Consider the following 15,144-nt stretch of genomic DNA (forward strand, 5'->3'; position numbering starts at 1 on the left):
GAAGGAGGGGAGTGGAGTTCAAAGACTCATTCACGAGTATAAAAGACTCGTCAGCGAGTATCAAAGACTCATTCACGAGTATCAAAGACTCGTCAGCGAGTATCAAAGACTCATCGGTGAGTATCAAAGACTCGTCAACGAGTATCAAAGACTCATCGGCGAGTATCAAAGACTCATCGGCGAGTATCAAAGACTCATTCACGAGTATCAAAGACTCGTCAGCGAGTATCAAAGACTCGTCAGCGAGTATCAAAGACTCGTCAGCGAGTATCAAAGACTCATCGGTGAGTATCAAAGACTCATTCACGAGTATCAAAGACTCGTCAGCGAGTATAAAAGACTTATCCCCTATTCCCCATACCCAATTCAAAAAGCCTGAATCCACTCTTTGACAGAATATTCAGTCCAGATACCATTTTTCCAGTAGGGGTCATTTTCAATCAACTGGCGCACGGTGGTTTCGTCTTCAGCTTCGTAAATTCCAAAAACTTTCGTAACATCTTTGGTGGGGCCAATAGTAATCAGCACACCGGATTCTTTCTGTTTTGCTAATCCGTCTAAATGAGCTTGACGGTGGGGGACGCGTTTTTCCAGAACGCCTTCGCAGTAACTTCCCCAGACTACATATTTGGGCATGATTCCTTGTTACTCCTACTAGTTAATAAGATATTGTGCCAAAAGCTTGAGTCGATCTCCTTCTAAAAGGATGTTTGAAAAGTCATGATTGATCTGTCAAATATTTTTACCCCACCCTAACCCTCCCCTTGCAAAGGGGAGCCACTGCGTTAGGCGGCTTTCTTTGCCCGACTTGTTCGCTCTTAGCGTTCCCGCAGGGTAGCATGTGGCGTGAGGGAACTAAATTTTCCGGTTTCCGTATCCATTGCGCCTACTCTTAGCATAGATACAGCTTTCCAAGGGGAGGGAACTAAATTTTCCGGTTTCCCCCCAATACATCGGGGGGATTAAGGGGGGTAAAAATTTAATTAAATATCTAACTTCTCAGGTTGACGCCGAATTTTTCCACCAAGGCTTCGCGGACTTTATTGTGTACTGGTTCAACTTCAGCCTCAGTGAGAGTGCGATCGCTAGCCCGATAAACTAAACGGAATGCTAAACTCCGCTGTCCTTGAGGGACATTTTCGCCGCGATATTCATCAAATAATTCCACCGATTCGAGCAAATCTTTACCTGCTTTGGTAATTACTTTTTGAATTTCGGCAACTGAGATTTTCACGGGTGCGAAAAAGGCAATGTCGCGATCGCTAGCTGGATAGGTAGAATAGGGCTGGAATGTTGGCACGAGAACTTCATCTTCTCCTAGAGAATTTAAAAGCACATCTAGATCCAACTGGAAAACATAAACGGAATTTGGTAAACCTTTTTCTCGTCGCAATTGGGGATGGAGTTGCCCAAAAATACCCAGGCTGTTACCCTGAATCCACAAAGAAGCAGTACGTCCTGGATGTAAGCGATCGTCGCTGCGATCGGGTTGAAATTCTACCTGCAAGCCAAGTTGCCGAAATACACTTTCTAAAATGCCTTTAGCTTCAAACCAGGTGATAGGTTCTTCGCGTCCACTTTTTGACCATTTGCCAAGGGAAATATCCCCTCCCACAATCCCAGCAAGAGCTTCTGTTTCTTGCAAACCGTCTTCTTCTCGCCAGAAAATTTGCCCGATTTCAAAGCCGTTAAGCGCACCATTACCCTGCTCTAAATTGTATTGAAAGGCGTCAATCAACCCAGATATCAAATCGTTTCGCAGCGCTGAATATTCGACAAATAACGGGTTTGACAGTACTATTTGTCTGTCTTCTCCTGGTTTGACTAAAGAATAGTGGATTAATTCTGTCAACCCTTCAGCCCGGAGGAAAGCTCGTAACTTGCGAATCAGTTCCTCATCTAAAGGCAGATAACCAGCTTCCGCTTTTTCTGGTAAAGTATCGCAGAATTTGTTATAGCCATAGAGACGGGCGATTTCTTCAATTAAATCAATTTCTCGCTCTAAGTCGCGGTAACGATAGGGTGGCACAGAAACTAACCATCTGGCTTGATGGGTGGTATCTTCTCCTGGAACATTGTCTGAAGGAGTCAACTGACATCCTAATGCAGTCAGGATGCGCTCAATATCTTGTTCTTGGAGTTCACCTGTATCCTCTCCCAACTCGATTGGCCCCAGTATCTGATTAACTCTATCTAAACGCAGTGCGATAGAACGACGCCAGGTAGAGGGTTCGGGGCGGGTGTCGGCAATTTCCTGCTGGACAAGAATTCCACTAGCTAATTCGCTAATTAAAGACAAGGCGCGGCGATTAGCTACTTCCAACTCAGCCCGGTTAACTCCCCGTTCATATCTGCCAGAAGCCTCACTTCTTAAGCCTGCACTCCGGGAAGAACGGCGAATTGCTACCGAATCAAATAAAGCTGCTTCTAAAACTAGACTTTGAGTCCCTTGATGGACTTCTGTTTCTTCTCCACCCATGACTCCTGCCAGTGCAACGGCTTTGTCGTTGGCGGTAATTAACAAATTTTGGGATGTTAAGGTGCGAGTTTGTCCATCCAGGGTTTTGAGGGATTCTCCATTATTGGCGAAGCGGACGCCGATGGTTAAATTTTCGCTACTTGCAACAGATTGTAAGCGATCGCGGTCAAAGGCGTGCAGTGGTTGCCCCCATTCCAACAAAACGTAGTTAGTAATATCCACAACATTACTTATGGGACGGACTCCAGCAGCCCGCAAACGCTGTTGCAGCCATTCGGGAGATGGAGCAATTTTGACTTGTTCAATTACCGTACCAATGTATGCAGGACAAGCTTGGGTGTCAGCAATTTTTAAAGCTAAATTTCCAGCATTTTTGGGAATAGAGACTTCACCAGGTTCAGGAATGCTCAACTTTCCACGAGTTAAAGCTGCTACTTCCCGTGCTACGCCTACCATACTCAAGGCATCAGCACGATTAGCAGTTGCGGTAAGGTCTAAAATTACATCATCTAAACCCAACAACGGACGCACATCACTACCCAATGGTAAATTTTCCTGAGTGAAAATATGAATTCCGTCTGCATCGGTGGGCAAACCGAGTTCCTTTAAAGAACAAATCATCCCCTGAGATGCGATACCACGCAGTTTCGCAGGTTTAATTTTTAAATCGATGTTGGGTAAGTAAGTACCCGTAGTTGCCACTGGCACATAAATATCTGCCTTCACATTGGCAGCACCACAGACAATATTTAAAGTCTCATCTGCACCGATATCTACTTGGCAAACACTCAATTTATCGGCGTTGGGGTGGGGTTGACGCTCAAGCACTTTCCCTATAACCACACCATTTGCCCAAGTGCGGCGGTCTTCAATCTCTTCAACCTCAAACCCCGCCATTGTCAAGGTTTCGGCTAATTCTTCTGGACTAAGTTTTATCTCTACTAGTTCGCGCAGCCAATTTAGAGAAATACGCATGGAGTGTGATTGTTTTTGGAATCGTCTTTTGTTCTCATTTTAGGGTGCCTACTAGCGATCGATGGCTACTCGTTTTGCAAGGCTTACCCTTTCACTTGAACAATCCTACTACGTTAGACTAGCAGAACAATCTCTGATACTAATCTTTTCTTAGTGTCTTGGCTTCTATCAATGTGGGAGATATATTTGAGCCAACTAGATATACTAGCCCGCTTATTCGCCACGAGTTTTTAAATTTTGGAAAGAAAGAAGTTAACAGCATCAGCGATCGCAGAACTTGAATCTTTAAAACTCGATAAAACCTCATAAGTAATATTTTGTCACTCCAAAAACTACAAAAATCAAGCTTCACTCTTTTTTGTAGTGTAATTGCATTCTTTTGTAGTACTCAAAAGAGGTAAATTTGCTCTGTTTGAGCCGAAAAATTACTGCCAAAACTACCTCTAAAGTATTCACCAGAAGGATTATTAGGCAAATTTTCTGAAATTTGCCTGAACAATATCAAAACAATGGCCAGTCCAATCTAAATTTTGTTCATTTTAAATGTAAATCTGATTTTATATAGTTTTACTAAGTGTGGTACTTGCTGTTTTTATTCGTATTTCTTTTTTGAAGATGAAAGTCAAAAAATGCTTTCATTCTTGTCGTTGATCTTCCTCTTTATGGAGGAATTCCAGTTTGAGTAATAGGAGTTTAATTCTAATGGCAACTTCTGACAATAGCAATCAAAATGCTGGGTCACAAGGTACTAGCAACAATTCAACTGGTAATGGCAATTTTTCTTTCACTGATGGCAAATGGCAGTCCAGTGATGGCAGCAGTTTAGATGGTGGCGGTAGCTTTGGTAGCGCTGCTAGTGGTAGTAATATCTTCGCTTCCTTCATTGGTGGTGGCAACTCATCCACAATCAGTGAAGATGGAAAGTACGCCTACAATTACGAGCGACCACTTGACAAGCGGGCTTTAACTGATACTAATAATCCGTTCAATCAACTCATTGGAGTCCTTGGCGGTGATACCAGCGCATTAGGTGGTAACAACCCCTTTGCTGGTGATAGCACATCTGATGGTGCTAGCAACCCCTTGGCTGGTGGTAACGCATCTGATGGTGCTAGCAACCCCTTTGCTGGTGGTAACGCATCTGGTGGTGCTAGCAACCCCTTGGCTGGTGGTAACGCATCTGGTGGTGCTAGCAACCCCTTTGCTGGTGATAGCGCATCTAGTGGTGGTAGCACATCTAGTGGTGGTAGCAACCCCTTGGCTGGTGGTAACGCATCTGGTGGTAGTGCCTCTAGTGCTAACAATACCGCCGCTAGCGGCAACCTCGCTGGTAACTTACCATTTGGCAGCACTCCTCCCTCCAAGGAAAGTGGTAGCAACCTACCTGAAACAGGTAACGGTCTACCTGTACCTTATAACAGCGACAACTGGATATTTGATATTCAAAACTTAGATGGTGCAAATGCTACTAATAACAGTGGTCAAGGTAACGGCAACTGGTTATATGGTAGTAACAACACAACCGATGGTAATGGTAACTGGAATTTTGGTAGTAGTAACACAACCAACGGTAACGGTAACTGGAACTACAGTGATGGCGGCAAAACCAAAGGTAATGGCAACTGGAGCTTTGGTAACGATAACACAACCTCCGGTAATGGTAACTGGAACTTAGGCAATAACAACGACATCTTTGGTAATGCTAATACACAGACTAGTAGTAACAATGACATCCTTGGTAATGGCAACACTGCTAGTGTAAGTAACAGTAATCTCCTTGGAAATCGGATTGAAGCTAGTGGTGATGGCAAAACACTCGTTGGTAATGAAGGTTGGAATTTTTCTGATAGTGCCAAACTGATATCGCTAGGTAGTACTACGCCCAACCAAGCTATCGGCACTGATGTCAGCAGTTTACTCAGCAGTCCTGACCTTGTAACATCCGCCATGTCAAATCCAGGCTACAATAACCCAAATTATAATTTCTCTGCCATATCCTAAAACTTTCTAGCAGACAGGAGCCAGTTTTTGCATCGGCAAGCCTGTTTATTGTGGCAATGGGCCTTTTGCCAACTTGAGTTGATTACATTTTGAATACAATACTTCTCGGTTAAGCTAAGGTACATTCCTGTTCCAATGATACTCACGGACAGTATAGCGGTCACCGCATGGGTAAGGTACAGAAAAAATAATTAACCGCAGATGAACACAGATACTCGCACACCTAACCCATGTACCTCATTAAAATGAGAATCCCTATATTCCCTTTTCACTCTACAAGAGATTTGAGCGCATCTAGTAATTGCTGTTTAGTAAAAGGCTTAGTTAAATAAACATCTGCACCTTGTCGCATTCCCCAAATCCGGTCAATTGGCTGATTTTTAGAACTACAAATAATAATTGGTACTTTTTGAGTCGCTGGATTTTTTTTGAGTTGACGACAGAATTCAAAACCGCTAATTTCTGGCATTACCACATCAGTAATAATTGCATCCAAACGATGAGTTATTGCCTTACTCATCCCATCTTTGGCATCATAAGCTTTAATTACCGTGTGTCCATTCTCTCTTAAAAAACTATTGATTAACTCCAACTGAGAAGGAGCATCTTCAACAACTAAAACTGTAGCCATATTAATTGATTCTCACTAGCTCAAATTCGTTAGATTTTGTGGTTATTTTAAGTCAAATGCATGAAGACTGTTTTTAGTAGTTCGGCGCGTGAAAACGGTTTGGTGAGATATCCAGATGCTCCTACCAGTTTCGCTTTTACTTTGTCTACAATTCCTTTATTCCCAGTGACAAAAATGATTGGAGTATTTTGAAAAGTTACATTATTTCGTATAATCCGGCACAACTCATAACCATCGATTCCTACCATGTTTAAATCCAGCAAAATTAAGTCCGGTTTGTGCCTTATAATTGACAAAACAGCTTTTAGTGGATCGTTGATAGTCACTACAGAAAAATTTTCATTTTCTAAGAAATGGCTAATTTCTTTGAGAATTATGGGGCTATCATCTACAGAAACGATTTTATGGACTTTTTGTGCCGTTACAGTAGCAGCTGTTACTCTTTGGTAAGCAGGATTTATGTTATTTGATATTGTTGATTCCTGAAAGTTTTCTTTTGGAGGAGCAGAAATCTGTGGTAATTGGTGAACAGGAGCTACATTCTCTTCATAAATATCTGGGTAAGACTTGACGGTGGTATTTAGTTTTTCTTTGGTATCAACTAATGTAATTAATTTTGAGAAAAGCGATCGCTCTTCAAATATCTTTGGTAATTTATCAAATGGTGGATCAGGTTCATGCAAGATAATCCTGCCTTGAAGTATGTAAGGGTATAAATTACGAGCCAGTTGGATTTCATCTTGATTCAAAATTACTGCCAAATGACACAGGCTAAAACCTTTCATCCAATTAGTTAAATCTGGCTGGAGTTTTGGTAAATCTTTTTCCTCAATTTTGCTGTTAATCAACAGATATGGACGTTGATATGGAGAAGAAATTTGGGGAACAAAAGTTTGCCAATTCTGTAATCTTACTTGGCAACGTTCAAGAATTTTTTCTACATCTAGCCTGCAAATTTTTGGCATTTTATTCAGTGGTGTTAATTCATAAGTACCTTTTTTGATTAGCAAAAATGATTCAATCACCTCTTTAACTAATTCTTGAATCAGCACTCCTGCTTGTGTAGAATGTAGATGTTGTTGACTAACAAGCCAGGATATAGCCTGATACTCAGGAGGGTAGTTTCTCGAATTGCTGTCATGTTCGATTAACTGACTGTGTGAGTCAGGTTCAAACATCAAACGTAATTGAACACGAACCTCAGTAGTCAGTAGTGGAATTTGGTGGCTGAGGCGACGCAAATGACGTTCTAGTCGATCAAACGGTTCCACTGAATGGGTAGCGTAGGTTATTTTGCCTTGTTCTAGGTAAATCGACCAACTAACTGAATTACTCAATGCTTGTAAACAAGTAGTATCGGAGCAATTGGATAACTGTCTTAGCAAACTTAGAGGACGTAGTTTAGTGAATGCACCGGAATAATTCATATTTTTTCAGTTTTTTTTGCGGAATCAACAACCGAACATTTGTAAATGGAAAATATCAGCTATGAAGTATTTTCTTCTTTGTAATTTTTCTCTATGCAAAAATTATTTCTCTTAAAATATGTATATATATTAAAAGTTATAATTTTTATAACTTTTTTGTTGTCTTTGGCACGTTTTACTTAATTTATCTCAAAAAACCAGTAGGTGAGTATGAATAAAGGTAAACACATATCATAGCTAGACTATCAGTAAATGCTAGTTACTTTTAGATTTTACTCACTAGCGACAACTGTTGCCTGAAGACCTGAATAACGACGTTTATTTATACCCACTTACTGAAAGAGGCTTTGAATCCAAATTCACGCAGTTACACTGGTATACTTCTAGAGTTAATGATCTTGATTGTGGTTAATCACTTTCCTATAAAGGAAGAATTCTCCTATATAGAATCTTTAAAAATATATCTGGGAAAGTTTAGGTATTTATTGTAATGTATGTTTAAGGGATATAAATTTTTGGTAGATACATTACAACAGGTAATTCTGGGTTTTGATAAACTATTTTTTGCTAAACTAAGCTGTACTCAAGTTCTTCTTAAATATATAGTGAACTTCATGAAAATAATTTGTTTAATAAAGATTAGAGCATCTACCACTAAATATTATATTCTGTAGTCGTCTTGGCGACTAGAATTATATACTCTGAGAAAAGGGAAATAAAGCATTGGACTTTAACATAACACAAAAAGTTATGCATGATACATTAAGACTTGATGAAGTAGTAGAATTTGCTGAGAATCCAGAACCACGTTGTCCTTGTGTGCTCTTGCTAGACACATCTGGCTCGATGCAAGGAGATCCGATTGAGGCTTTAAATCAGGGTTTACTAAGTTTAAAGGATGAATTAGTTAAAAATTCCTTAGCCGCAAGACGGGTGGAAGTGGCGATCGTAACTTTTGATAGTAATATCAATGTAGTACAAGACTTTGTGACTGCCGATCAATTCAATCCGCCGATTTTGACAGCCCAAGGCTTGACTACGATGGGTGCAGGAATTCATAAAGCTTTAGACATAATTCAAGAGCGTAAATCTCAGTATCGTGCAAATGGGATTGCTTACTATCGTCCTTGGGTATTCATGATTACCGATGGAGAACCCCAAGGCGAGTTAGAGCATGTGGTAGAGCAAGCAGCCCAACGTCTACAGCGAGATGAAGAAAATAAGCGTGTAGCATTTTTTACAGTAGGTGTAGAAAATGCGAATATGACGCGTTTAAATCAAATAGCTGTGCGTACCCCGCTGAAACTCAAAGGATTAAATTTTATCGAGATGTTTGTCTGGCTCTCAACTAGTATGTCATCTGTTTCTCATTCGCAGGTGGACGAACAGGTAGCATTACCGCCGATTGGTTGGGGGACTGTTTAATTAAAGATTGCAGCTTGATGTTTATACAGCTAGCTGTTGGAAAAAAATCTATGAATATATCAAAACAGATTGCTCAATGGCGAATTGTGGCTGCGTCTGTATGTGGTACAAGTCACTTAAAAAACAATCAGTTATGTCAGGATGCTCATCACTGGCAGATATTGTCAGATAATGTTTTAGTGGCGGCCGCAGCAGATGGCGCAGGTTCTGCTAGCCTTGGGAAAGTGGGAGCGATGGTTGCTGTAGAAACAGCAATCGAAAACATTTCCACTAAAGGACTCACCCGGAAAATTCTCACTGATGATGCCTATGTGCGATCGCTCTTAAATGATGCCATACTAGCCGCCAAAAAAGCCGTGGAGGATGAGGCGGCTACTTGTGACAAACAGCCTCAAGATTTAGCAACTACCTTAATTATGATGGTTGCCACACCAGAAGTTGTAGCTGTGGCACAGATAGGTGATGGTTTGGCAGTGGCAAAAGATCGGATGGGCAACCTCCTGGCACTTACCATGCCTGACAGTGGCGAATACATTAACGAAACCACTTTTTTAACTTCACTAACTGCCTTAGATGCAGCGCAGATGCGAGTCTGGCGCACAGACATAGTAAATGTTGGCATCATCACCGACGGACTACAAATGCTGGCCTTGAATATGGTTGTTGGCGAACCTCACAAACCCTTCTTTTTTCCGTTGTTTGAATTTGTAGCCAATACTGAAGATAAGACAGTAGCCAAGGAGCAGTTGATAAAATTTTTACGCTCAGAGCGGATTACCCAACGCACTGATGATGATTTGACACTCATTATAGCTGCATTTAACGACTCATGAGCAACAAATCTACAGGTTTAACATCTTACAATAACTCCCGTTAGCGGTAATTTCATTATGCAGGTACTACGTTGTTCCCCTAGAAAAGAAATCCTCAGCCTCAATGTCAGTTTGGGGCGTGGCGGTGAAGCTTGTGTTTATGCAGTGCCATCCGATAACAACTTGGTGGCGAAGATTTACCACAAGCCAACGACTGCCCATGCTGCAAAACTTCAGGCGATGCTTGCCAACCCGCCAGAAAACCCTACGGCTAGTTTGGGGCATATCTCTATCGCTTGGCCAGAGGATTTATTACGGGCAGCAGATGGCAAAAATAGCATCGTGGGATTTTTGATGCCACGGATTCAAGGGATGCGTCCAATCATCGACTTTTACAACCCCAGAACCCGTCGCCAACACTGCCCCCTATTCAACTATCAGTACCTGCTCCGCACGGCTCGCAACTTGGCGGCGGCTTTTGCAGCTTTGCACGCTAGTGGATATTGCATTGGCGATGTGAATGAGTCAAATATCCTCGTCAGTGACACAGCACTGGTGACTTTGATAGACACAGACTCTTTCCAAGTAATCGACCCAAACAACAATGTTGTTTATCGCTGCCCAGTAGGTAAACCAGAGTTTACCCCACCAGAACTACAGAATAAAACTTTTGCCCAGCATGATCGCGAAATTTCTCACGACTTGTTTGGGCTATCGGTGCTGGTATTTCAACTTTTAATGGAAGGCACCCACCCATTTTCTGGGATTTTTCAAGGCGCTATTGAGCCACCATCCTATGAAGCCCGAATTGCATCGGGTCATTTTACTTACAGCCAAAAGCGGTACGTACCCTACCTTCCTACACCCATTGCACCCCCTTGGGAAATTCTCCATCCCAGCTTACAGGAACTATTTGTCCGTTGTTTTGAAGAGGGTCACAACAACCCACAGCTGCGCCCCAGTGCCCAGACTTGGCTCTCAGTAATAGCTGAAGCCGAAGATTCTCTGATTACCTGCACTACAAATCCCCAGCATCGCTACAACAACCATATGCGTAGCTGTCCGTGGTGTGAACGGACTGTGCGATTAGGCGGACGCGACCCCTTCCCATCACATCGGGCTATAGAAGCAAGAGAACATTTACAACCGCGAATCAAACCGAAAAAGCGCTACACTCAGACACCGTATTTGCCACAGCGAGCGACGGCACCGCACTTAGCTAATTCTTGGCAGCCAGTAATTACCCCAAGCGGTTCATATTATAAACGTTCCAAGAAATCAAAATTGTACCCGATTATTTTTTGCTTGATGGGTTTTGGTTTATTGGGATATGCAGACGTAATGATTAAATTTACTCAGCCATTGGTTTCCCAAAATGCTTACACCCAACAAACATTGAATTCTCGCCAGACAAATACTAAACTTAGCTTCGCTGATTACTATCAGCAGGGTGACGCTGCTTACAAAGACCGAGACTATGAAAAAGCAATTGTCAACTTTAGCGAAGCAATTAAACAACAACCCACACATGCCAGAACTATTGTAAATCGGGGCAATGCCCGCTATAACCTGAAAGACTACGAAGCAGCAATTGTAGATTATAGCCAAGCTCTCAAAATCAATCCCAATCAAATCAAAGCTCTTGTGAATCGGGGTAATGCCCGCTTTATGCTTTCCGAATATAGCAACGATCCTGATCAAGAATATAATCTAGCGATCGCCGACTATAATCGGGCCATCGGCTTGGATAATAATGAAGTTGAAGCTTATATCAGACGGGGGATTGTCCGCACCCAAATGGCTAAATACAGCGGTGAATCTCAACAAGCTTACAAAAGTGCGATCGCAGATTTTACTCAAGCGATAAAACTTAATGTATCCAAAGCAGAAGCTTACTTTCAGCGGGGTTTTGTCTATTATCAAATTGCTCAATATAGCAGCAATTATGAGCAAGAATATAATCTAGCGATCGCTGACTTTAACCAAGCACTAACTATTAGCCCCAGATTAGCAAAAGCATACCTCAAACGAGGTATGGTTCGTTATGAACTGGCACAATATGGCGGTAATGAATCTACCAAAAACCAGACCAAAGCTATCCAAGATGTACAGATAGCTGCCAAAATCTTTCTTGAACAAGATGATATGGAAAATTATCAGCAAGCACTCAATAATGTATGCGTAGTTGTAGAAAATCAATGTGACCCTTTATTCCAAGGCTCAAGTAATCTCCAAAAAACTAACTAAAAACAAGTAAGTTTTTTACTGGCATATTATTGGTTTTGATTGAATAAATCATATCATGTCCGGTAAATTACTTGTGATTTCTGCGTGACCTCTCAACAGAGGAGCATCCCAAATGTGTAAAAACATAATTTGTCATTGCGTAGGGTACAGAACACACTCAACCAAAGCAATCGCTTTGTACAAATGAAGCGAATTGCAACATTTGGGCTACTGTACAGCTTCTGGGTTCGCAAAGCCTCTGGTAGAGTTGAAGTATGCTTCATTCACAATTGACTTGTAATGATTTTGGTAAATTTGCTTGCATTGGGATGCTCCCCCTCTCAAGAGCAGCCCCTCCCCTACTAGGGGAACTCGTAGCCCCCAAGAAGTGGAGATTAGGGGCAGGGAGCTTGTAGCTTTAGCTATAGGCTCTTTAAGATTCTTTTATTATAGGTAATTCAACGGACATGAAATCAAGCCTGACTAGGGTTAGCGTAAGCTAACCCTAGTTATTTATTGGGTAACATTATTTATTTGATTCAGTAAGTTATTTTCATCTTTATAGATATTCATAGAGCTTTTATATAGAAAAGATTTTATTTCATATCACCTTCATAATTTTGCCGAAAATTATAGTTAGATTATTGACGGAGAAAAAGAAATCAAAAACAAATTTTTCTCTATCTAAGTGCATCCTCTTCATGTCGAGAAAGTCAAAAAATTTTGGATTTTAGATTGGCGTTAGTGAGTCTTGTCTGCAACACGCTACTTGCGAACGAGGTCTTTGGGATTAGTCATCAAATCTCATAAGCGGATGAGTAGATTTGTTTTGCCCACTTTCAGAGTGGTGCATGTATCAAAAAACTCTTTTAATCAAAAATCCCAAATCTAAAATCTAAAATGGGCACGGCACGGTCAAATAATAATATCCCTACAAATCTCCGAGGTAATTGCATGAAAGCGGTGATTTTGGCTGGAGGGCTTGGTACACGCCTCAGTGAAGAAACTAGTATCAGACCCAAGCCGATGGTTGAGATTGGTGGTAAGCCAATTCTCTGGCACATAATGAAGACTTACTCTGCCCACGGCATTAATGACTTCATCATTTGTTGCGGTTACAAAGGTTACATAATTAAGGAGTATTTTGCTAACTACTTCTTACACATGTCAGATGTTACCTTTGACATGCGATTTAATCAGATGAACGTGCATTCTGGTTATGCTGAACCCTGGCGTGTTACCTTAGTAAATACGGGTGATAATACCATGACAGGCGGACGCTTAAAACGGATTAGCGAACATCTTGGTAATGAGACTTTTTGCTTTACTTATGGTGATGGTGTAAGTAATATTAATATCACCGAGCTAGTTAAGTTTCATAAAGAACAAAAGACCTTAGGAACACTCACAGCGGTTCAACCAGCAGGACGTTTTGGTGCCATTTCTTTAGGATATGAGCAAACTAAAATTACCAGTTTTCGGGAAAAACCTGAAGGTGATGGAGCTTGGATTAATGGCGGTTTTTTTGTGCTAGAACCAGAAGTAATTAACTTAATCACCGATGACTCTACGGTATGGGAGCAAGAGCCATTAGAAAAGCTAGCTGATATGGAACAGCTATCAGCTTTCAAACATAATGGTTTTTGGCAACCGATGGATACTTTACGTGATAAAAACTACTTAGAGGGGCTATGGAAGAACAATCAAGCTCCTTGGAAGGTATGGTAAGGGAGAGTTATGAGTCATTCAATTTTGGATTTTAGATTTTAGATTTTAGATTTTAAATTTTTTTTAATCCAAAATCCAAAATTAAAAATCTAAAATTGGCAGAGTTATGAGTGTTAACTTATAACTTCTGACTTCTCACTTTTTTGTAATTTAAAGTGCGATAATACTAATGTATGATTTTGCGATTATAGGTGGGGGAATAGTTGGACTCTCGACAGCGTTGGCTTTAGGAAAACGCTATTCTAATGCGCGTATTTTAGTACTAGAAAAAGAGAGCCAATGGGCATTTCACCAAACAGGCAATAATAGCGGGGTGATTCATTCTGGTATTTACTATCAGCCAGGGAGTTTCAAAGCTAAATTTTGTCGTGACGGTTCTCGCTCAATGGTAGAATTCTGTCAAGAGTATGGAATTGAGCATGAAGTTTGTGGTAAGGTAATTGTTGCAACTGAAGAACAAGAGCTACCACGCCTAGAAAATCTCTACAAACGCGGCTTAGAAAATGGTATAGAAGTCCAGAAAATCAGCCCCGAAGAAGTCAAGGAAATTGAACCTCATGTAAGATGTGTAGGTGGACTTCGGGTATTCTCAACTGGTATTGTTAATTATAAGCAAGTTTGTTTGAAATACGTCCAGCTAATTCAACAGCAGGGTGGGGATTTACACCTCAATAGAAAAGTTCTGAAAATGTCCCCAAGTGGTAAAAATCAGGTACTGGAAACAAACAACGGTAGCTTTGAAACACGCTTTGTAATTAATTGTACTGGATTGCATAGCGATCGCACTGCTAAATTAGGTCAAGTTGAACCCCAAGCAAAAATCATCCCATTCCGGGGAGAATACTACGAACTCACACCAGAAAAACGCTATCTGGTCAAGACACTAATTTACCCAGTTCCCAATCCAGATTTTCCCTTCCTGGGTGTTCACTTTACCCGGATGATTGATGGTAGCGTCCATGCAGGGCCAAACGCGGTTCTATCGCTCAAACGCGAAGGTTACAAAAAAACCGACTTTGATCTGCGGGATTTTGTTGAGGTCATCACCTATCCTGGTTTCTGGAAGTTAGCAGCCAAACACGCTGATGAAGGCATCCAAGAAATCATTCGTTCGTTTAGCAAAGCAGCCTTCACCAGAAGTTTGCAAAAACTAATTCCCGAAGTCCAAGCAGAAGACTTAGTTCCCACCCACGCAGGAGTCCGCGCTCAAGCCTTAATGAACAATGGCAAGCTTGTAGACGACTTTTTGATCGTTTCTGGTCAAAACTCCATCCATGTTTGCAATGCTCCTTCTCCTGCGGCGACATCTTCTCTAGAAATCGGTAAAGCCCTTGTCACCCAAATTCCCCAACTCTCGCATCTAGACAGTGTAGTAACTGCATAGATAGCATAGTTGGTTGCACTTTCAGGATTACCTCTGTCAAGGTAACTTACACTCTC

Annotated in this window: 10 protein-coding genes; 6 read left to right on the forward strand and 4 right to left on the reverse strand. The window is 41.3% G+C overall.

The genetic code is table 11. From position 1 onward, the window contains the following. Window positions 1-366: 366 nt before the first annotated feature. Together V7K40_RS29030 and pheT are read right to left on the reverse strand one after the other, a co-directional pair. Window positions 367-636 carry a YciI family protein gene (locus V7K40_RS29030; RefSeq protein WP_334965919.1) on the reverse strand — a complete coding sequence of 90 codons (270 nt, stop codon included), beginning with the start codon at window positions 634-636 and terminating at the stop codon, window positions 367-369. A gap of 355 nt (window positions 637-991) precedes the next feature. Next, on the reverse strand, window positions 992-3,454 hold the full coding sequence (pheT, locus tag V7K40_RS29035; protein ID WP_334965921.1) for a phenylalanine--tRNA ligase subunit beta: 2,463 nt from the start codon (window positions 3,452-3,454) through the stop codon (window positions 992-994). Window positions 3,455-4,156: 702 nt separating this feature from the next. Between pheT and V7K40_RS29040 the strand changes: the two genes are divergently transcribed. Beyond that, window positions 4,157-5,455: a hypothetical protein gene (locus V7K40_RS29040; protein WP_334965923.1), complete on the forward strand. Its 1,299-nt coding sequence runs from the start codon at window positions 4,157-4,159 to the stop codon at window positions 5,453-5,455. A 268-nt stretch (window positions 5,456-5,723) separates the two neighbouring features. On the opposite strand, the gene V7K40_RS29045 is transcribed toward V7K40_RS29040, so the two are convergent. Next, window positions 5,724-6,086 (reverse strand): response regulator, encoded by a 363-nt coding sequence (locus tag V7K40_RS29045; protein WP_334965925.1) that lies wholly within the window; start codon window positions 6,084-6,086, stop codon window positions 5,724-5,726. Window positions 6,087-6,133: 47 nt separating this feature from the next. Beyond that, window positions 6,134-7,513, reverse strand: coding sequence for a response regulator (locus tag V7K40_RS29050; protein WP_334965927.1), 1,380 nt, complete (start codon window positions 7,511-7,513; stop codon window positions 6,134-6,136). Window positions 7,514-8,263: 750 nt separating this feature from the next. Between V7K40_RS29050 and V7K40_RS29055 the strand changes: the two genes are divergently transcribed. The 5 genes from V7K40_RS29055 (at window position 8,264) to lhgO (ending at window position 15,088) form a co-directional block, all read left to right on the forward strand. Further along, window positions 8,264-8,938: a VWA domain-containing protein gene (locus V7K40_RS29055; RefSeq protein ID WP_273765413.1), complete on the forward strand. Its 675-nt coding sequence runs from the start codon at window positions 8,264-8,266 to the stop codon at window positions 8,936-8,938. Between the two features lie 50 nt (window positions 8,939-8,988). Further along, the gene (locus V7K40_RS29060; RefSeq protein ID WP_334965929.1) at window positions 8,989-9,771 is read left to right on the forward strand and encodes a PP2C family serine/threonine-protein phosphatase; all 783 of its coding nucleotides are present in this window, start codon (window positions 8,989-8,991) and stop codon (window positions 9,769-9,771) included. A gap of 57 nt (window positions 9,772-9,828) precedes the next feature. Continuing rightward, complete coding sequence (locus V7K40_RS29065; RefSeq protein ID WP_334965931.1) at window positions 9,829-11,997, forward strand: tetratricopeptide repeat protein; 2,169 nt, start codon at window positions 9,829-9,831, stop codon at window positions 11,995-11,997. 933 nt (window positions 11,998-12,930) lie between these two features. Further along, a complete protein-coding gene (gene rfbF / locus V7K40_RS29070; protein WP_334965933.1) occupies window positions 12,931-13,704 on the forward strand; it encodes a glucose-1-phosphate cytidylyltransferase in 774 nt (257 codons plus the stop codon). 169 nt (window positions 13,705-13,873) lie between these two features. Beyond that, window positions 13,874-15,088 carry an L-2-hydroxyglutarate oxidase gene (gene lhgO / locus V7K40_RS29075; RefSeq protein WP_334965935.1) on the forward strand — a complete coding sequence of 405 codons (1,215 nt, stop codon included), beginning with the start codon at window positions 13,874-13,876 and terminating at the stop codon, window positions 15,086-15,088. Window positions 15,089-15,144: the final 56 nt, after the last annotated feature.

Origin of the sequence: Nostoc sp. (assembly GCF_036917195.1) — a bacterium.
Taxonomy (GTDB): Bacteria; Cyanobacteriota; Cyanobacteriia; order Cyanobacteriales; family Nostocaceae; genus Nostoc.

Coding starts and splice junctions, on each gene's coding strand:
- V7K40_RS29045 (WP_334965925.1), bottom strand. CDS start 6,086: ATGGCTACAGTTTTAGTTGTTGAAGATGCTCCTTCTCAGTTGGAGTTA.
- pheT (WP_334965921.1), bottom strand. CDS start 3,454: ATGCGTATTTCTCTAAATTGGCTGCGCGAACTAGTAGAGATAAAACTT.
- V7K40_RS29050 (WP_334965927.1), bottom strand. CDS start 7,513: ATGAATTATTCCGGTGCATTCACTAAACTACGTCCTCTAAGTTTGCTA.
- lhgO (WP_334965935.1), top strand. CDS start 13,874: ATGTATGATTTTGCGATTATAGGTGGGGGAATAGTTGGACTCTCGACA.
- V7K40_RS29030 (WP_334965919.1), bottom strand. CDS start 636: ATGCCCAAATATGTAGTCTGGGGAAGTTACTGCGAAGGCGTTCTGGAA.
- V7K40_RS29040 (WP_334965923.1), top strand. CDS start 4,157: ATGGCAACTTCTGACAATAGCAATCAAAATGCTGGGTCACAAGGTACT.
- rfbF (WP_334965933.1), top strand. CDS start 12,931: ATGAAAGCGGTGATTTTGGCTGGAGGGCTTGGTACACGCCTCAGTGAA.
- V7K40_RS29055 (WP_273765413.1), top strand. CDS start 8,264: ATGCATGATACATTAAGACTTGATGAAGTAGTAGAATTTGCTGAGAAT.
- V7K40_RS29060 (WP_334965929.1), top strand. CDS start 8,989: ATGAATATATCAAAACAGATTGCTCAATGGCGAATTGTGGCTGCGTCT.
- V7K40_RS29065 (WP_334965931.1), top strand. CDS start 9,829: ATGCAGGTACTACGTTGTTCCCCTAGAAAAGAAATCCTCAGCCTCAAT.